This is a genomic window from Micromonospora sp. WMMA1363, assembly GCF_030345795.1.
Taxonomy (GTDB): Bacteria; Actinomycetota; Actinomycetes; order Mycobacteriales; family Micromonosporaceae; genus Micromonospora.
Genome location: NZ_JAUALB010000001.1, coordinates 475,237 through 494,040, shown reverse-complemented (window position 1 = coordinate 494,040; position 18,804 = coordinate 475,237). Strand labels below are relative to the sequence as shown.

The window sequence follows — 18,804 nt, the reverse complement described above, 5'->3', positions numbered from 1 at the left end:
TGCGCGGGGCTGGCTGCGGGAACGGGGCGCCCGAACACGGTTGCCAACCCGGCAGCCCGCAGCAGCGCCAAAAGGCGGGTAAGCCGGACCTCAAAGGGGTAGGCCAGGCAGCTTCCGAATCAGGTGGGGTCGGCGACGGGGGCCGCCGGACCCGCGGTGCCGGTGTGGACAGTGGCCGGCGGCTTGGGCTTGGCGTCGATCCCGGCCTCAGCGCGCTGCTGGACCGTGATCGGGGTCGGCGCGCCGGTCAGTGGGTCGAACCCGCCGCGCGTCTTCGGGAAAGCGATCACCTCGCGGATCGAGTCCGCGCCGGCGAGCAGCATGCAGACCCGATCCCAACCGAAAGCGATGCCGCCGTGCGGCGGCGGACCGTACGTGAACGCCTCCAGCAGGAAGCCGAATTTGTCCTGCGCCTCCTCGGGCGTGATGCCGAGCAGGTCGAAGACCCGCTGCTGCACGTCGCCACGGTGGATACGGATCGAACCACCACCGATCTCGTTGCCGTTACAGACGATGTCGTACGCGTACGCGAGGGCCCGGTCCGGGGCCTCCTCGAACCGGTCCACCCACTCCGAGTTCGGCGAGGTGAACGGGTGGTGTACGGCGGTCCAGCCACCCGCTCCGGCGGTTTCCTGGTCGGAGACCGGCTCGAACATCGGCGCGTCGACGACCCAGCAGAACGCCCAGGCACTCTCGTCGACCATGCCGGCGCGCTTGGCGATCTCGATCCGAGCCGCACCCAGCAGCTCCTGCGCCTCTCGGGTGGCGGCGCTGGCGGCAAAGAAGATCGCGTCGCCGGGCTTGGCGCCGACCGCGTCGGCCAGCCCGGCCAGGTGGTCGGCGGAGAGGTTCTTGGCCACCGGACCGCGCGCCTCACCGGTCTCCGCGTCGAGCACCACGTAGGCAAGGCCCTTCGCGCCCCGAGCCTTGGCCCAGTCCTGCCAGCCGTCCAGTTCCTTGCGGCTCTGCGCCGCGCCGCCCGGCATCACCACCGCCCCAACGTATCCGCCCGCGTCGATCGCGCTGGCGAACACCCGGAACGTGGTGCCGCACAGGTAGTCGGTCAACTCGGTCAGCTCGACGCCGTACCGCAGATCCGGCTTGTCCGAGCCGTACCGGGCCATCGCGTCGTGCCACGTGATCCGCGGGATCGGTCGGGCGATCTCGTGTCCGGCCAGCTCCTTCCACAGCGCGGACACGAGCGCCTCGCCGAGGTCGATCACGTCGTCCTCGGTGACGAAGGACATCTCGATGTCGAGCTGAGTGAATTCCGGCTGGCGGTCGGCACGGAAGTCCTCGTCCCGGTAGCAGCGGGCGATCTGGTAGTACCGCTCCATGCCACCGACCATGAGCAGTTGCTTGAACAGCTGCGGCGACTGTGGCAGCGCATACCAGGTGCCGGGCTGGAGACGGACCGGCACCAGGAAGTCGCGGGCACCCTCGGGCGTCGACCGGGTCAGGGTCGGGGTCTCGATCTCCAGGAAGTCCCGCTCGTGCAGCAGGGTGCGGGCGATCTGGTTGGCGCGGGAGCGCAACCGAATCGCCGCCGCCGGGCCGCCGCGGCGCAGGTCCAGATAGCGGTAGCGCAGCCGGACGTCGTCGCCGGCCTCGATCTGGTCGTCCACCGGCAGCGGCAGCGGCGCCGCCTCGGACAGCACCTCCAGTTCGGTCCCGGTCACCTCGATCTCGCCGGTCGCCAGGTCCGGGTTCTCGTTGCCCTCGGGGCGGCGGGTCACCTCGCCGGTGACCTTCACGCAGAACTCGTTGCGCAGCCCGTGCGCGTCCTCCTCGCGAAAGACGACCTGAACCACACCGGAGCCGTCGCGCAGGTCGACGAAGATGACGCCGCCGTGGTCTCGCCGGCGGGCCACCCACCCGGCGAGCGTCACCGTGGTGCCGGCGTCCGTCGGGCGCAGGCTGCCGGCGTCATGGGTACGGATCACGACGTGCGTCTCCCTCGTCTGCGGAATGTCTCTGCCCGGCATTCTGTCAGGGCTACCGCACCGGCGTTCCACGGGTGCGGGGAAGGGCTCCTTCTCGACGTACGGGTGCCGGACGCGCGGAGCTTCGGCGTCCACGCGCGGCGTCCCGTCCGGCCGGGCAACCGAGAGGCGACCGTGGGCTCAGGCGCACCGGCGGCGGGCGCCGGGACCGGGACGGGGCACACTGTCGCGGGGTTCGTCGACCTCGTGCCCGTGTTCGCAGCGCAGCACGACGCCGACCTCGCCGCCACAGTCTCGGTGTGCCACCCGCAGTGGCGAGCCCTCCGGGTCGGCGAGGTATCGGTCGCCCCAGGCCAGGACGGCGACCAGCACCGGCCACAGGTCAAGGCCCTTCGGGGTCAGCCGGTACTCGTGGCGCAGGCGGCTGCCAGGCTCCCGGTACGGCTCCCGGCACAGCACACCCTGCGCGACGAGGGTGCTCAGCCGGTTGGTGAGCACCTGACGAGGGATGCCGGTGCGGACCCGCATGTCGTCGAAGCGGCGGACGCCGTTGAACACCTCGCGCAACACCAGCAGGGTCCACTTCTCGCCGAGGACGTCCATCGCGCGAGCGATCGTGCAGTTCTCGACCGACCAGTCCAGTGCCGCGGGTCTCATGCCCGCCAGGCTAGGTCTGATTGACAGACTCAGCAAACGCCTGCGAGGCTGGGTCCATGACACAGATGCAGGACCGCGGCCGTGGGTTCTCCTGGTCCGATCCGGGCAGCAACGCCGCCCAGCTCCGGGCGTAGGCCGCCCCGAATGCGGTCACCGCTTCGAGAGCCGGCGGTGACCGCATTCGGGGTCTCACGGCGCGCCGGCGACGGACCGGGGGGTTGACCCGGGGCGGGGTGAGGCGGTCGGGTCGCTCTCCCGGGGCCGCGGCGACTCTTCCGCGGCCGTGGCGGTCAACTCCCGGTGGACCGACGGGCGCGGCGGGCGTCGCGCTTCTCCTCGAAGCGGGCGGCGGCACGCTCCAGCTCGTCGAGGTGGGTGGCGATCTGCTCGCGGGCGGCCTCACCGTCGGAATCCAAACCCGCAACGCGGAAGACGTCCCACTGCCGCAGCACCGGCAGCACCACCTCGTCGCGGTGCTGGCGCAGGTCGTAGATGCCGGCGAGGGCGATCGCCACCGACTTGCGGGCGAAACCCTCGATGCCGTTGCCCGGCATCTGGAAGCCGGCGAGCACGTCGGCCACCGCCCGCATCGTCTGGCTCGGGGCCAGCTCGAAGGCCGCGCCGAGCAGGTTGCGGTAGAACACCATGTGCAGGTTCTCGTCGGCGGCGATCCGCGCGAGCAGCGCCTCGCACCGCGGGTCCTCGGCCGCCCGGCCGGTGTTGCGGTGCGAGATGCGGGTGGCGAGTTCCTGGAAGGACACGTACGCCAGCGAGTGCAGCATCTGCTCGTCGTGTGCGTTGCGGTAGCCGGCCGACATGTGCACCATCCGGGCCCGTTCCAGGGCCACCGGGTCGACCGCGCGGGTCACCGTCAGGTAGTCCCGGATCGCCGTGCCGTGCCGCCCCTCCTCGGCGGTCCACCGGTGCACCCAGGTCCCCCACGCACCGTCCCGGCCGAAGAGGGTGGAGATCTGGTGGTGGTACGAGGGCAGGTTGTCCTCGGTGAGCAGGTTGACGATCAGCGCGGTCCGGGCCACGTCGGGCAGGGTCGAGTCACCCTCGGTCCAGGGCTGGCCGCCCAGCGGCCCGTCGAAGGTCCGCCCCTCGCTCCACGGCACGTACTCGTGCGGGAACCACTCCTTCGCCATCGACAGGTGCCGGTCGAGGTTCTTCTCGACGACGACTTCGAGCTCGTGCAACAGGGCGGTCTGGCTGAGGACGGTCACTACGGTCTCCCTACGGTGGCGTAACTTACGCCACCGTAGGTGCGATCGTCCGTACGCGCCAGGGGTATCCGCCACGACAACCAGGTCGGTTCAGCTCACGAGCGGCTTCAGATCCACCGCCGGGGGGGTCCACACACCCACCTCCGCCGACACCTGCTCGCCGGAGCGGATGTCCTTCACCTCGTCCGAGGCGCCCTCGGCACCCGGGAACCACACGTACGGGATGCCGCGCCGCTCGGCATACCGGATCTGCCTGCCGAACTTCGCCGCGCTCGGCGACACCTCGGTCGGCACCCCACGCGCCCGCAGCGCCTCGGCGACCCGGTTGCTGGCGCCGCGCTGCTCCTCGTTGACGACCGCCACCAGCACGCAGGTGGGAACGTCCCGCGAGACGGTCAACGCGCCCGCGCCGAAGAGCAGGCCGAGCAGCCGGGTCACGCCGATCGAGATGCCCACCCCCGGGTACGACACCGTGCCGGCGCTGGCCAGGTTGTCGTACCGGCCGCCGGAGCAGATCGAGCCGAACCGTTCGTACCCGATCAGCTGCGTCTCGTAGACGGTGCCGGTGTAGTAGTCCAGGCCGCGGGCGATCCGCAGGTCGGCCACGCAGAGGCCGGGGGCGTGTTCGGCGGCCGTCGCCACCACCCGGACCAGTTCCTCGACACCCTCGTCGAGCAGCGGGTGACTCACCCCGAGCGCGCGCACCGAATCGGCGAACGACACGTCCGGGGCGGAGATCTCCGCCAGCGCCAGGACGGCCTTGGCCTGCGCCTCGCTCGCCCCGGCGCTCTCGACCAGCAGCTCGGCGACCTTCGCGGGGCCGATCTTGTCCAGCTTGTCGACGGCCCGCAGCGCCGCCTCCGGGTCGGTGAGCCCAACGCCTCGGTAGAAGCCCTCACAGATCTTGCGGTTGTTGACCTGGATGCGTACCGGCGGGATCGGCAACGAGCGCAACGCGTCGCCGACCACCAGCGGCATCTCCGCCTCGTGCTGCGGAGCGAGCGTGTCCCGGTCGACGATGTCGATGTCGGCCTGGAGGAATTCCCGGTAGCGGCCCTCCTGCGGTCGCTCGCCCCGCCACACCTTCTGGATCTGGTAGCGGCGGAACGGGAACTGAAGCTTGCCGGCGTTCTCCAGCACGTACCGGGCGAACGGCACGGTCAGGTCGAAGTGCAGGCCGAGGGCGTCGTCGCCGGCCGGTCCGTCGGCGTCGGCCTGCAACCGCCGGATCAGGTAGACCTCCTTGGAGGTCTCTCCCTTACGGAGTAGTTGGTCGAGGGGCTCGACCGCGCGGGTCTCCAGCGGCGCGAATCCGTACAGCTCGAAGGTGCCGCGGATCCGGTCCAGGACGTACTGCTCGATCATCCGCTGCGCGGGCGTCCACTCCGGGAAACCGGAGATCGGCATGGGCTTGCTCATGGTGCTCCGTTCACGAACCCGCACGGTCCGCGCGGGGAAGAGTCGATCGCGGCTACAGGCCGCGGGCGGGGGCCGCCGGGCGCGCGCCGTCGTTCCCGGCCACCTCGACGAGGTAGGGGTTGGTCGCACGCTCCCGGCCGATGGTCGTCGCAGGGCCGTGACCGGGCAGCACAACGGTGTCGTCGGCGAGCGGAAGGATCTTGCTCCGCAGGCTGGTGAGCATCGTCGGCAGACTGCCACCCGGCAGATCAGTGCGGCCGATCGAGCCGGCGAAGAGCACGTCGCCGGAGAGGCAGATCTCGTCCGCCTCCCACGGCGAGCCGGCGCCGGGCAACCGGAAGAGCACCGACCCCCCGGTGTGGCCGGGTGCATGGTCGACGGTGATCTCCAGCCCGGCGAGCGCCAACGTGACGCCGTCGGTCAGCTCAGCGACGTCGTCCGGCTCGCTGTACGGCAGACGCCCCCCGAAAAGCGCGGTGAGGTCGGCCGACAACGCCTTCGCCGGGTCGGCGAGCAGGTCCCGGTCCCCCGGGTGCACATAAGCCGCGATGCCGCGCGCGCCGCAGACCGGCGCGACCGAGAACGTGTGATCGAGATGGCCGTGGGTGAGGAGCACCGCGGCCGGGTGCAGCCGGTGCTCGGCCAGCAGCCCGTCGAGCTGGCCGAGCACGCCGACGCCAGGATCGACCACCACACACTGCTCCCCGGGCGCGGTCGCGACCACGTAGCAGTTGGTGCCGAAAACGTTCGCGGGAAAGCCGGCCACGAGCACGTCCGCTCCCCTTCCGTCGAGCTGTCGGGTTCCGCCTGCGAGCCTAGTCGCCGGCGCGACCCGGTTCGGCGTGCGGTGGCACCGGCCGGTCGGGATCGGCACTCCGCCAACGAACAGCGACGTTTCCCGATCGTCGCAGCCGGACCTCGTACACCACATTCCCAGCCGCTGGCCGTACACTCTGGCGGGCGTGTGGCGTGGCGCACCTGCCCACCCGGCGGGCGCCTCGCCCGTCCGTCTCGGAACCAGGGTAGAGGAAGGGGAGCACGGGTGGCTTCCAGCAGGGACCGGCAGCGCAAACTCGCGCGGGCGAAGCTCGACCGGCAGATGGCCCGGCGGGCCGCCCGGGTCCGCCGTCGTCGACAGATCCAGGCCGGTGTCGGCGCCGTCGTCGTCCTTGTGCTGATCGTGCTCGGCTCGGCCTGGGGGCTGGGCGCCTTCGACCGCGCCCCGACCGAGAACACCGCCGCCGACGAGGTCTGCCTCTGGACACCTCAGGACGCCACCGCGAACACCAACCTCACCGACGTCGGCACCCCCGCCACCACGGGGCTGCCGACCGAGGGCACGCGGACGATGACCGTGGTCACCAACCAGGGCGCCCCGGTCACCGCCGAACTCGATGTCGCGGCCGCGCCCTGCTCGGTGGCGAGCATCACGCACCTGGCCGGCCGCTCCTTCTACGACAACACCAAGTGTCACGAGATAACAACTGAGGGCGCGGTCCGCTGCGGCGACCCGAGCGGCAGCGGGCTGGGCGGCCCGGCCTACTCGTTCCACGACGAGAACGTCCCCGCTGCCGCGCCGTCCCCGTCGGCGAGCCCGGCGCCGGACCAGCCGGCGACGTACCCCAGCGGCACGGTCGCGATGGTCCACACGCCGGGGGCGAACGGGAGCCAGTTCCTGATCTTCTTCAAGGACTTCAGCACGGCCGACCCGAAGTACTCGATCGTCGGCCGGGTCACCTCCGGGCTGGAGACGGTCGAGAAGATCGGGGGCCGGCCGACCGTGGACAATGGCAGTGGGGCGAAGGTCAAGCCCAAGGACGACGACGTGGTCATCCAGAGCCTGACGGTCACCGAGCCGGCACCGAGCCCGGCGACGACGCCGACTCCCACGGAGTCGTCGGCCACCCCGGCGCCCAGCCCCAGCGCCGGCTGACGTGGCAGACCACCAACCCGACACAGCGCAGGAGGATCCAGGCGTGACGTCCACCAGAGAGCGGCAGCGCGCGGCAGCCCGCGCCCGCCTCGAAAAGGAGATGGCCGAGCGGTCGGCCCGAGCCCGCCGACGTCGGCAGACCCAGGCGATCGTCGGGACGGGCGCGGCCCTGCTGCTGGTGGTCGCCGGCACCGTCTGGCTGGTGTCCGCCCTCGGCGACGACGACTCGTCCACCGACGCGGCCGCGTCGTCGGGCGCAGCCCAGTGCGCGTTCACGCCGATCGAGCCCGACCAGCGGACCCCGCAGATCAAGGACGTCGGCCTGCCGGATAACCAGCAACCGAACACCGGCGCCCAGACGCTCACGATCGACACCAACCTGGGGCAGATCACCGCGAAGGTCGACCGGTCCGCGACGCCGTGCACCGCGGCGAGCTTCACCCACCTCGCCGAGAAGAACTTCTTCGACAACACGAAGTGCCATCGCCTGGTCACCGAGGGCATCAAGGTGCTCCAGTGCGGCGATCCGAGCGCAACCGGCAAGGGTTGGCGGGACACCGACGGCACCGGCGGGCCGAGCTACCGACTCGCCGAGGAGAACCTGCCCACCGACAAGCGGCCCCCGTACCCGGAGGGCGTGATCGCGATGGCCAACTCCGGTCAGCCGGGCAGCACGGGCAGCCAGTTCTTCATCGTCTACGGCGACTCGCCGCTGGACCCGAACTACACCGTTCTGGGCACCATCACCAGCGGCATGGACATCGTCAAGCAGGTCGCGGCGGCCGGCGACGACAAGGCCTTCGCCGAGCAGGCCGGCGGTGGCCACCCGAAGAAGGAGGTCACCATCACCGACCTCGCCATGAGCGCCCCCCAAGGCTGAGGCCGCCCCCAGCGCCGTGACGTGGGCGCCCCCGGCCACCACAGCCGGGGGCGCCACCCACCCCGCGAACCTGCACCTGCCGCCCCGAGACCGGGCACTCCCCGTATTCCGGGGTCAAGAATGCAAGATCGGCGGGGCGGGACGACGGCGTCAGGTGCCGGAGGTCACCCGGTAGGCGTCGAAGACGCCGTCGACCTTGCGGACCGCGGCCAGCAGGTGACCCAGGTGCTTCGGGTCGGCCATCTCGAAGCTGAACCGGCTCACCGCCACCCGGTCCCGGGTGGTGGTGACGGTCGCGGAGAGGATGTTGACCCGCTCCTCGGAGAGCACTCGCGTCACGTCGGTCAGCAACTTGTGCCGGTCGAGCGCCTCAACCTGGATGGCGACCAGGAACGTGGAAGCGCTGGTGAGCTTCCAGTTCACCTCCACGACCCGCTCCCCCTGCGCCCTCAGGTCCTCGGCGTTGGCGCAGTCGTCCCGGTGCACGCTCACCCCGCCGGAGCGGGTGACGAAGCCGAACACCGAGTCCGGTGGGACCGGCGTGCAACAGCGCGCCAGCTTGATCCAGACATCGCTGACCCCACGCACCACCACACCCGGATCGTGGCTGCTGGCGCGGCTACGCGGCGGGCGGGTGGCGACGGCGGTCTCGGCGATGTCCTCCGCCGCGCCCTCCTCGCCGCCGTAGGAGGCCATCAGCTTCTGCACCACCGACTGAGCGGAGACCTGACTGTCGCCTACCGCCGCGTAGAGCGACGCGACGTCGGCCAAATGCAGGTCCCGGGCGATCGCCATCAACGCGTCCGAGGTGAGCATCCGCTGCAACGGCATGCCCTGCTTGCGCATTGCCTTGACGATCGCGTCCTTGCCGGCCTCGATCGCCTCCTCGCGCCGTTCCTTGTTGAAGTAATGGCGGATCTTCGTACGCGCCCGGGGGCTCTTGACGAAGCCCAGCCAGTCCTGCGTCGGGCCGGCCGTATCGGACTTCGACGTGAAGATCTCGATCACGTCGCCGTTGGACAGCGTCGATTCCAACGGCACCAGCTTGCCGTTGACCCGCGCGCCGATGCACTTGTGCCCGACCTCGGTGTGCACCGCGTACGCGAAGTCCACCGGCGTCGAGCCGGTCGGCAGCGGGATGACGTCACCCTTCGGGGTGAAGACGTACACCTCCTGGCTGGACAGGTCGAAGCGCAACGCGTCCAGGAACTCGCTCGGGTCGGCCGCCTCCCGCTGCCAGTCCAGCAGCTGCCGCAGCCAGGTCATCTCGTCGATGTGCGCCGGCGGACCGACGATCTGGGTGCCCTTGTGCTCCTTGTACTTCCAGTGCGCGGCGATGCCGAACTCGGCGGTGCGGTGCATCGCGTACGTGCGGATCTGCATCTCCACCGGCTTGCCGGTGGGCCCGATGACCGTCGTGTGCAACGACTGGTACATGTTGAACTTGGGCATGGCGATGTAGTCCTTGAACCGGCCCGGCACCGGTTGCCAGTTGGCGTGGATCACGCCCAGCGCCGCGTAGCAGTCCCGCACCGTGTCGACCAGGATCCGCACGCCGACCAGGTCATAGATGTCGTTGAAGTCGCGTCCCCGCACGATCATCTTCTGGTAGATCGAGTAGAGGTGCTTCGGCCGGCCGGTGACCTCCGCCTTGATCTTGGCGGACTTGAGGTCCGTGCCCACCTTCTTGGTGACCTGCCGCAGCAGCGCCTCGCGCTGCGGCTGGTGCTCACCGATCAGGCGGTTGATCTCCTCATACCGCTTCGGGAACAGGGTGCCGAAGGCCAGGTCCTCCAGCTCCCACTTGATCGTGTTCATACCGAGTCGATGCGCCAGCGGAGCGAGGATCTCCAGGGTCTCCTTGGCCTTCTGCTCCTGCTTGGGGCGGGGCAGGAAGGTCAGGGTCCGCATGTTGTGCAGCCGGTCCGCGAGCTTGATCACCAGGACCCGCGGATCCTTGGCCATGGCGACGACCATCTTGCGGATGGTCTCGGCCTTCGCCGCGTCCCCCAGCTTGACCCTGTCGAGCTTGGTCACGCCGTCGACCAGCAACGCGACCTCGCCGCCGAAGTCGGCACGCATCTGGTCGAGGGTGTACTCGGTGTCCTCGATCGTGTCGTGCAGCAGCGCCGCGACGATGGTGGTGGTGTCCATCCCCAGGTTGGCCAGAATGGTGGCCACCGCGAGGGGATGGGTGATGTACGGGTCACCAGACTTGCGGTACTGGCCGGAGTGCCACCGGGCCGCCGTGTCGAAGGCACGCTGAAGCAGCCGGGCGTCCGCCTTCGGGTGATTTTCCCGGTGGGTAGCGATCAGCGGCTCCAGCACCTCGCTGACCTGCGACGACTGCCAGGGCGCGTTGAACCGGGCCAACCGGGCCCGGACCCGCCGCCCGGTGGGCGCGCTGGAGAGCGCGAACCCACTGACCGACGAGGGGTCAGCCGACCCGCCCCGGAGTGGGACGACAACGATCCCTTCGCTCCCGGAGCCCGCGCCCGCGCTGATCATCTCCGCCCCGCCGGCCGCGTTGCCGGGACCCGTCACCCGGGCGTCACCGTTCCGGTCGGTCGCCGAGCCGTCGCCTGTCGGGTGCACCGTGCCCTCCACCGGAGGGGCGACATCGTGGGACACCGGCCTCCTCACCGCTCGCCGGGGATCGTCGACCGTGCGGCCGACGTCGTATTCAACCGGCCGCAGGGCCGGAGTTGTTCCGCGCCGCCCACCGACCGGCGCCCCGCTGCCGGACAGTCACCCATCCGGTCAGCAATGGGCAATGCTACCCGCACGCACGGTGCCTCGCCGCTCCGCCGGACGGACCGTGCCGGATCCGCCCGGGCCTCCGCCGCTCAAACGGTCAACAGGGCATGGACCGGACGCGGAGCAAGCCGCTCCCGGCCGCCGAGGAAACCCAGCTCCAGCAGCACCGTGAAACCCGCCACGGTACCACCGGCCCGCTCGACGAGGTCGAGGGTGGCCTCGGCGGTGCCACCGGTGGCGAGCACATCGTCCACCACCAGCACCCGGTGACCGGCGGTGAAGGCGTCCTGGTGCAGCTCGAGGGTGGCCTCGCCGTACTCCAGCGCGTAGGAGGCCGAGTACGCCGGGCGAGGCAGCTTGCCCGCCTTACGCACCGGAACCACACCGATTCCCGACGCGTACGCGATGGCCGCCGCGATGACGAACCCGCGCGCCTCGATGCCGACCACGGCGTCGAACGACTCCCGCCCGTGGTGGCGCACGATCCCGTCGATCACCTCGCGGAACACGTCGCCGTCGGCGAACAGCGGCGTCAGGTCCTTGAACATGACGCCGGGCTTCGGAAAGTCAGGCACGTCCAGCACCCGGCCGGCCACCAACTCTGCGGCCGCCCGGCCGCTGTCCCCTCGTACCCCGGTGCTGTGGGTCTCCGTCACGGCGATTCCGTTCCCTTCACGACGACGGCGTCCTCCCTGCTGCTCGCACAGCATGAAGGACGCCGTCGGTCCGCTTTACGCCGGGTCAGCGTCGTTTGCCACCCGGACGGTTGCCGCCACCGGAGGGGCGACCGCCCCGCCCTCCGGACGGCCGTTTGCCGGCCGGCCGGGCACCGACCTTCGGCGCCGCGCCGGCCAGCGCGGCGTCCGGTTCGATCGGCTCGCTGGTGCTCTCCGCGGGCCGCTGGGCGCCCTTCGGCGTCGCCTCGCCGCGCTCGATCGCGGCCCGGCGGGCCAGGACTCGCTTGTTGTGTGCCTGGATCCGCGGCTCCTGGTTCTTGAGCAGCACGAGCAGCGGGGTAGCCAGGGTGATCGAGGAGAAGAACGCCACCGCCATACCGACGAACAACACCAGACCCAGGTCCTTCAGGGTGCCCGCGCCGAACAGGCCGGCCCCGATGAACAGCAGGCCGCCGACCGGCAGCAGGGCCACGATCGACGTGTTCAGCGACCGCATCAGGCTCTGGTTGATCGCCAGGTTGGCCGCCTCGCCGTACGTCTGGTTGTTGTTCGCGGTGATGCCGCGGGTGTTCTCGTGGACCTTGTCGAAGACCACCACCACGTCGTAGAGCGCGAAGCCCAGAATGGTGAGGAAGCCGATCACGGTCGACGGGGTGACCTCGAAGCCGACCAACGAGTAGATGCCGGCGGTGAGGATCAGGTTCATCAGCAGGGAGGCGACGGCGCCGACCGCCATCCGCCACTCGAAGCGCAGGATCAGGTAGACCATCACCACCGCGAGGAAGATCACCAGACCGAGCAGGGCGCGCTCGGTGACCTGGCTGCCCCACGCCCGGCTGACCTGTTCGCCGCTGATGTCGGTGACCGGGATACCGAACTCCCGAGCCACTTCCGCCTTGACCGCGTTGGCCTGCTCCGCGCTGAGCTGCGTCGTGCGCATCTCGTAGAAGTCGCCACCGGTGCCGCCGACCTTCTGCGCGGTCACCACCACGGCGCCGTCACCCTCGGCGGCGAGGGCCACACCGACCCTCTCCTCGGCCTGCTCCAGGGTGCCGACGCTGGCCGGGACCTGGATCGAGTTGCCGCCGGCGAACTCGATCCCGAGGCTGAAACCGCGCAGCGCGAAGCTCAGCACCGAGATCAGGATCAGCACCGCGGCGACGGTGAACCACACCTTGCGGCGGCCGACGATGTTGAGACCGGCCTCACCACGGTAGAGGCGGCTCGCGAGACCACTACCAGCCATCTCAGGCCTCCTTGGCGCGCTGGTTGCGGGGCGCGGCCGGCTGGTTCCGGGCTGGGAGCGCCCGGCCGAGACCACTGACCCGCGGGGACAGGAACGCCCGGGTCCGGGCGAACATCGTCATGATCGGGTGTCGGAAGAGGAAGACCACCACCAGGTCCAGCACCGTGGCGAGGCCCAACGCGAAGGCGAAGCCCTTCACCGCGCCGACCGAGACGATGTAGAGCACCACGGCGGACATCAGCGTGATGGCGTTGGCCGAGATGATGGTCCGGCGGGCCCGGATCCACGCCCGCGGTACCGCGCTGCGCGGGGTGCGCCCCTCCCGGATCTCGTCCTTGAGCCGTTCGAAGTAGATGACGAACGAGTCCGCCGCCACACCGAGCGAAACGATCATGCCCGCGATCCCGGCGAGGGTGAGGGTGAACCCGATCTGCCGGCCGAGCACCACCAGCGCCCCGAACACCAGCAGCGCCGACAGCACCAGGCTCAGGAAGATGACCGAGCCGAGCAGGCGGTAGTAGAAGAACGAGTAGATGATGACCAGCAGCATGCCGATGCCGGCCGCGAGCAGACCGGCCCGCAGGTGGCTGGCACCCAGGGTGGCGGTGACGTTCTGCTGCGCCTGCGGCTCGAAGGTCACCGGCAGCGCGCCGTAGCGCAGCGTTCCGGCGAGTTCGCTGGCGTCCCGCTGCGTGAAGTTGCCGGTGATCTGCGAGTTGCCGGTCAGCACGCCCTGGATCTCCGGCGAGGAGACCACCTCGTTGTCCAGCACGACGGCGACCCGGCACTTGCCGGAGTCACCGAGCGCGCCGGCCTCGCACGCCTGCCCCTCGTTGTTGAACGCCTCGCGGGTCAGGTTGGTCCATTTCTCCTGGCCCGTGCCGGTGAAGTCCAGGCTGACCACCCACTGGCTGGTCTGGTCGAGCACCGCGTCGGCGTCGCTGACGTCGGTGCCCAGCACCTTGGCCTCGTCGAGCAGATACTTGACGCTGCCGTACTCGCAGGCGACGACCTGCTGGTCAGCCGCGGAGATGGACGCCGGCGGGCGGGCGTCGAGCTGGCCGCAGGTGATCTGCGGGACGTTGAACTGGATCTGCGCCGGCAGCACCGCGATCTCGCGCGCGGTCAGCGACGCGAACGGCTTGAGTGTCTCGGCCAGCGACGGGTCGGTGGCCAGGTCCACCGGGGCCTGAAGCCCGTTCGCGGCCGCCCAGGCCGCGGCGCCGACCTTCTGCTCGACCGCCTTGCGCTGTTCCTCGACGGTCGCCGGGGCCGGCTGGGCACTGCCGCTCGGCGACGGCGCCGCGGCGCTCGGCGAAACCGCCGCGGCGCTCGGCGAAACCGCCACGGCGCTCGGGGACGCCGACGGGGTGGCGCTCGCGCTCGGCGCCGGAGCACCGCCACCCTGGCCACCCGCGCTCGGCGACGAGGTCACCTGCACGCTGGACGACGGTGCGGGGGAGGCGCTACCCGAGGGAGTGGGCGACGCGCTACCCGAGGGAGTGGGCGACGCGCTGCCGGAGTCGGTCGGGCTGGGGGCCGGGGCCGCTGCAGCGCCGCTACCGTCGGCCACCTTGAGCACCTTGCGGAAGCGCAGCTCGGCCGCGCTGCCGACCTCGGTCAGATCCCGGTTCTCACCCGGCAGGGAGATCACGATGTTCCGGTCACCCTCGGTGACCACCTCGGCCTCTGCGACACCGAACGCGTTGACCCGGCTCTCGATGATCTGCCGGGCCTCCTCAAGGTTTTCCGCGGTCGGGGCCTGGCCGTCGACCGTGTTGGTCGCCTCCAGCGTCAGCCGGGTGCCGCCGACGAGGTCGAGACCGAGTTTGGGCTCGAGCCGGTCCTTCCAGCTGCCGCTGGCGCCGCCTCCGAAGAACACCAGAAGGTAGAGGACCACGAAGATGAACCCGAGCACGGCCAGTTGCCGTCCGGGGCGCATCTGTCCCTGAGGTGGTGCCACGGCTGTCCTGTCTCCCTGTACGGTCGCGCCGACGCTGCCGGCGGCGGGTGACGACCGGGCTTCCCGGCCGACGATCTGACCGGATCGACGCGACGACCGGCACGCGGGTCCCACGCCGGTGCGAGCGCCGACGGCGGGAACACGACGTGCCGACGCCCCGCGTCGACCCGACTATCCACTTGTCACGTCGCAGGCGCCGTCCCGGCCGTCGACCGGGACGGGCGACGGTCTCACTCCTTGACGACGTCCGCGTCCGCGTCGTCGGCGGCCGGCGCGACGGGGTGCTCCGCCTTGGTGACGACCCGCGCGATCGCGGGGCGGGCGAAGCGGGACCGCACGCCGGGGGCGACCTCCAGCAGGACGGCGTCGTCGTCGACCTCGGTAACGGTGCCGTAGAGACCGCCGATGGTGACGACCTCGTCGCCCGCGGCCAGCGCGGACTGCATCGCCTCCGCCTCGCGACGCCGTTTCTGCTGCGGACGGATCATCATGAAGTACATGACGCCGAACAACAGGGCGATCATGAGGATGGGCGTGAAGCCGCCGGCTCCGCCGGCCGATTGTGCGTAAAGCACGGTGGTTGACCTTCCCATTGGCCCCCGACCCGACACGGGCGCCGGAGTGGAGGCGGATTCTCACGTCCTGTACAGACCGCGGCGAGTCTAGTCCCTGCACCTGGGAACACCGAATGCGGCACAGATCACGTTCGCATCACGGCTGATCGGGCTCCCCGGAGAACAGATCAGGCACGGAAGGGGTATCTGATCCGAATATACCATTCGGTGGCATACGCCCCAGATGATGCCAGGCGGCCTCGGTCGCGACCCGACCCCGGGGCGTACGGGCGAGCAGGCCGGCGCGGACCAGGAACGGTTCGCAGACCTCCTCCACCGTGTCCGGCTGCTCCCCCACCGCCACGGCGAGCGTCGACAGGCCCACCGGGCCGCCCCGGAACGAGTCGACCAGCGCGGTGAGCACCGCGCGGTCCAGCCGGTCAAGCCCGAGGGCGTCCACGTCGTACACGGTGAGTGCCGCCCGCGCGGTCTCCCGGGTGACCACGCCGTCCACCCGGACCTCGGCGAAGTCCCGCACCCGCCGCAGCAGCCGGTTCGCGATGCGGGGGGTCCCCCGCGACCGGCCGGCGATCTCGGCGGCACCGTCGGCGGTGATCGGCACGCCGAGGATCCGCGCCGAGCGGTGCAGCAGCGCCTCCAGTTCGGCCGGAGCGTAGAAGTCCAGGTGCGCGACGAAGCCGAACCGGTCCCGCATCGGACCGGTGAGCAGACCGGACCGGGTGGTGGCGCCGACCAGCGTGAACGGCTCCACGTCCAGCGGGATCGCGGTCGCGCCGGGCCCCTTGCCGACCACGACGTCGACGCGGAAGTCCTCCATCGCGCTGTAGAGCAGCTCCTCCGCCGGCCGGGCGATCCGGTGGATCTCGTCGATGAAGAGCACGTCACCCTCGGCGAGGCTGGTCAGGATGGCGGCCAGGTCCCCGGAGCGCTCGATCGCCGGCCCGCTGGTCACCCGGATGCCGGTGCCCAGCTCGGCGGCGACGATGTTGGCCAGGGTGGTCTTACCCAAGCCAGGCGGCCCGGACAGCAGGATGTGGTCAGGCGGGTCGCCCCGGCGCATCGCGCCCTGGAGCAGCAGGTCCAGCTGGTCGCGGACCCGGTGCTGGGCGATGAACTCCGCCAGCCGCTTCGGCCGGACGCTGGACTCCGCGTCCCGTTCCGCGTCGCTGACGTACGCCGAGACCAGGTTGTCGTCGGTCATCGGGTGCGGCCCAGCAGTCGGATGGCCTGCTTGAGCAGGACCGGGACCGGCGGGACGTCCCCGTCCAGCGTCTCCGCCACCGCGGCGACCGCCTGGTCGGCCTGCCCGGCCGTCCAACCGAGCCCGACCAGCGCCTGACGCACCTGATCCGGCCATGCGCCGGTGGTGACGCCGACCGCGCCGTCGGACCCGACCGGCACCGGCCCGATCCGATCCCGCAGCTCCAGCACCAGGCGCTCGGCGCCCTTCTTGCCGATTCCCGGCACCGGGTCAGCGCGGCGGTGTCGGCGTTGGCGATGGCCTTGCGGACCGCGTCCGGACTGTGCACGGCCAGCACCGCCTGCGCCAGCCGGGGACCGACCCCGCTGGCCGTCTGGAGCAGCTCGAACAGCTGTTTGGCGTCATCGTCGGCGAACCCGTACAGGGTCAGCGAATCCTCCCGGACGACCAGGCTGGTGGCGAGCCGGGCCGACTGCCCCACCCGCAGCTCGGCGAGCGTGCCGGGAGCGCACTGCACCGCCAGGCCCACCCCGCCCACCTCGATCACGGCGTGATCGGGACCGGTCGCGGTCACCACGCCCCGGACGCTGGCGATCATCGGCTTCCTCCTCGTCGTACACGGTCGGCCGCGGCGGCCAGCTTCGAGCGGGTGCCGCCGCGCCAGACGTGACAGATAGCCAGCGCCAGCGCGTCGGCGGCGTCGGCCGGTCGGGGCGGCTCGGGTAGCCGCAGCAACCGGGTCACCATGGCGGTCATCTGAGCCTTGTCCGCCTGGCCGGAACCGGTCACCGCCGCCTTCACCTCACTCGGCGTGTACGTCTGCACCGGCAGCCCGGCGCGGGCACCGGCGAGCATCGCGATCCCGCTCGCCTGCGCGGTACCCATCACCGTCCGGACGTTGTGCTGGCTGAAGACCCGCTCCACGGCGAGACCGTCCGGCCGGTGCTCGGCCAGCAGGTCGGTGAGCGTCCGGTCCAGGTGCAGCAGGCGCGCCGGCAGTTCGTCCCCGGGATCGGTGTTGACGACGTAGTAGGCGACCAGGGCGCAGGGGCGTCCCGGCACGCCCTCGACCACACCGACCCCGCACCGGGTCAGCCCCGGGTCGACGCCGAGCACCCGCACGCCGCCTCCTCCCCGACCACCGGCAGTACATGCGTTCGACACCCTATCGGGGCCGCGACCGTACCGCCGCGCGGGACACGCCACCCGCCAGCGCCCGCCCACCGCGTCCCCGCTCCCAACTGGCGGCGGGCGGGGTCAGCCGGGGGCGCGAATCCCGGCGAGGACGTTGTCGACGACCTGTTCGGGCAGGGTGGTCTCGTCCAACGCTGCGCACGCGCCCGGCCACCAGGTGACCACCCCACGGCCCACGGTTGCCCCGCCCCCCTACGGTGATGATCAACACCAGACGCACGAGAGGTACCCCTACCATGCCCGTCGGCTTCACATTCGCCATCGTCACAGTGATCGCCCTGGTGGTCGCCGCCATCACGGCGCGGGTCGCGCCGAACCAGGCGGCCCGCCGCATGGCCACCCTGGCGGCGCTCGCCTGCTTCGTGCTGGCCGTGCTGACCACCGCCGCTACCAGCGCCCACTCGGTGCCCATCCGGTCGGTCGGCATCGTCACCAGCTTCGGCAAACCGACCGGCGAGGTCACCGGCTCCGGCCTGAAGTGGGTGGCGCCGTGGCAGAAGGTCGGCGAGTGGGACGCCGGCCGGCAGAAGTACGACCACATCGGCGGCGGCGACTGCGTCCGGGTCCGCACCGGCACCCTCGCCGACGCCTGCGTCGAGGTGCTCGTCGAGTGGCAGGTCAAGCCGGAGAACGCGCCCAAGCAGTTCATGGACTACAAGGGCGACTTCGACAGCTTCCGGGGCCAGCGGGTCGGCGTCCAGCTCGACAGCGCCGTCAACGACGCCTTCGCCACCTACAACCCGCTGGAGAACATCGACGGCGCCACCGGCAACCTCAACGTCGACCTGAAGCCGTTCGCCGAGAGCATCAAGACCAGCGCCGAGACGCGGCTCGCCAGCGACGTCGACATCCTGTCCGTGACGATCACCCGGGTCAACCACGACGACAAGACCGAGGGCAACATCAAGGCCTTCCAGGACAAGCTGGCGCAGACCCGTAACCTGGAGCAGGACCGCAAGAACGCCGACATCCAGAAGCAGATCACCGAGACCAACGCCAAGGTCGACAAGGTGACCCGCTGCCTGGAGATCGCCGACAAGAACGGCAGCAACCCGGGGCTGTGCATCAACCCGGGAATCGTCACCGGCGCCAAGTGACCGGCGGGCGGGCGGCGGCCCCGGCCCCCGGCCGCA

At 70.8% G+C, this 18,804-nt stretch carries 15 protein-coding genes and 1 pseudogene; 3 read left to right on the top strand and 13 right to left on the bottom strand.

All coding sequences use genetic code 11. From position 1 onward, the window contains the following. Positions 1 to 119: 119 nt before the first annotated feature. The 5 genes from aspS to QTQ03_RS02340 form a co-directional block, all read right to left on the bottom strand. Entirely contained in the window at positions 120 to 1,943 is a 1,824-nt protein-coding gene (aspS, locus tag QTQ03_RS02360) for an aspartate--tRNA ligase (protein ID WP_289276502.1), read from the bottom strand. A 180-nt stretch (positions 1,944 to 2,123) separates the two neighbouring features. Continuing rightward, the gene (locus QTQ03_RS02355; RefSeq protein ID WP_289276501.1) at positions 2,124 to 2,600 is read right to left on the bottom strand and encodes a winged helix-turn-helix transcriptional regulator; all 477 of its coding nucleotides are present in this window, start codon (positions 2,598 to 2,600) and stop codon (positions 2,124 to 2,126) included. 290 nt (positions 2,601 to 2,890) lie between these two features. Beyond that, the gene (locus QTQ03_RS02350) at positions 2,891 to 3,826 is read right to left on the bottom strand and encodes an acyl-ACP desaturase (RefSeq protein ID WP_289276500.1); all 936 of its coding nucleotides are present in this window, start codon (positions 3,824 to 3,826) and stop codon (positions 2,891 to 2,893) included. A gap of 90 nt (positions 3,827 to 3,916) precedes the next feature. Next, the gene (hisS, locus tag QTQ03_RS02345; protein ID WP_289276499.1) at positions 3,917 to 5,245 is read right to left on the bottom strand and encodes a histidine--tRNA ligase; all 1,329 of its coding nucleotides are present in this window, start codon (positions 5,243 to 5,245) and stop codon (positions 3,917 to 3,919) included. Between the two features lie 52 nt (positions 5,246 to 5,297). Continuing rightward, on the bottom strand, positions 5,298 to 6,017 hold the full coding sequence (locus tag QTQ03_RS02340) for an MBL fold metallo-hydrolase (protein WP_289276498.1): 720 nt from the start codon (positions 6,015 to 6,017) through the stop codon (positions 5,298 to 5,300). Between the two features lie 270 nt (positions 6,018 to 6,287). Between QTQ03_RS02340 and QTQ03_RS02335 the strand changes: the two genes are divergently transcribed. Next, positions 6,288 to 7,178, top strand: coding sequence for a peptidylprolyl isomerase (locus tag QTQ03_RS02335; protein WP_289276497.1), 891 nt, complete (start codon positions 6,288 to 6,290; stop codon positions 7,176 to 7,178). Positions 7,179 to 7,278: 100 nt separating this feature from the next. Continuing rightward, positions 7,279 to 8,058: a peptidylprolyl isomerase gene (locus QTQ03_RS02330; RefSeq protein ID WP_289280639.1), complete on the top strand. Its 780-nt coding sequence runs from the start codon at positions 7,279 to 7,281 to the stop codon at positions 8,056 to 8,058. Between the two features lie 150 nt (positions 8,059 to 8,208). Here QTQ03_RS02330 and QTQ03_RS02325 read toward each other — a convergent pair whose 3' ends face one another. The 8 genes and pseudogenes from QTQ03_RS02325 to ruvC form a co-directional block, all read right to left on the bottom strand. Then, positions 8,209 to 10,665 (bottom strand): RelA/SpoT family protein, encoded by a 2,457-nt coding sequence (locus QTQ03_RS02325; protein WP_289280638.1) that lies wholly within the window; start codon positions 10,663 to 10,665, stop codon positions 8,209 to 8,211. A 239-nt stretch (positions 10,666 to 10,904) separates the two neighbouring features. After that, on the bottom strand, positions 10,905 to 11,471 hold the full coding sequence (locus QTQ03_RS02320) for an adenine phosphoribosyltransferase (protein WP_289276496.1): 567 nt from the start codon (positions 11,469 to 11,471) through the stop codon (positions 10,905 to 10,907). Positions 11,472 to 11,556: 85 nt separating this feature from the next. Continuing rightward, positions 11,557 to 12,738, bottom strand: coding sequence for a protein translocase subunit SecF (secF, locus tag QTQ03_RS02315; protein WP_289276495.1), 1,182 nt, complete (start codon positions 12,736 to 12,738; stop codon positions 11,557 to 11,559). 1 nt (position 12,739) lies between these two features. Next, entirely contained in the window at positions 12,740 to 14,701 is a 1,962-nt protein-coding gene (secD, locus tag QTQ03_RS02310; RefSeq protein ID WP_289276494.1) for a protein translocase subunit SecD, read from the bottom strand. Between the two features lie 230 nt (positions 14,702 to 14,931). Next, positions 14,932 to 15,276, bottom strand: a complete 345-nt coding sequence (yajC, locus tag QTQ03_RS02305) for a preprotein translocase subunit YajC (RefSeq protein ID WP_289276493.1) — start codon at positions 15,274 to 15,276, stop codon at positions 14,932 to 14,934. A gap of 136 nt (positions 15,277 to 15,412) precedes the next feature. After that, the gene (gene ruvB / locus QTQ03_RS02300; RefSeq protein WP_289276492.1) at positions 15,413 to 16,477 is read right to left on the bottom strand and encodes a Holliday junction branch migration DNA helicase RuvB; all 1,065 of its coding nucleotides are present in this window, start codon (positions 16,475 to 16,477) and stop codon (positions 15,413 to 15,415) included. Further along, positions 16,474 to 17,075 (bottom strand): annotated as a pseudogene (ruvA, locus tag QTQ03_RS02295) (Holliday junction branch migration protein RuvA). Before ruvA ends, ruvB begins: the two are co-directional and overlap by 4 nt. Further along, positions 17,072 to 17,599, bottom strand: coding sequence for a crossover junction endodeoxyribonuclease RuvC (gene ruvC / locus QTQ03_RS02290; RefSeq protein ID WP_289276491.1), 528 nt, complete (start codon positions 17,597 to 17,599; stop codon positions 17,072 to 17,074). The pseudogene ruvA and the gene ruvC overlap by 4 nt, the downstream one beginning before the upstream one ends. 308 nt (positions 17,600 to 17,907) lie before the next feature. Between ruvC and QTQ03_RS02285 the strand changes: the two genes are divergently transcribed. Then, entirely contained in the window at positions 17,908 to 18,768 is an 861-nt protein-coding gene (locus tag QTQ03_RS02285) for an SPFH domain-containing protein (protein WP_289276490.1), read from the top strand. Positions 18,769 to 18,804: the final 36 nt, after the last annotated feature.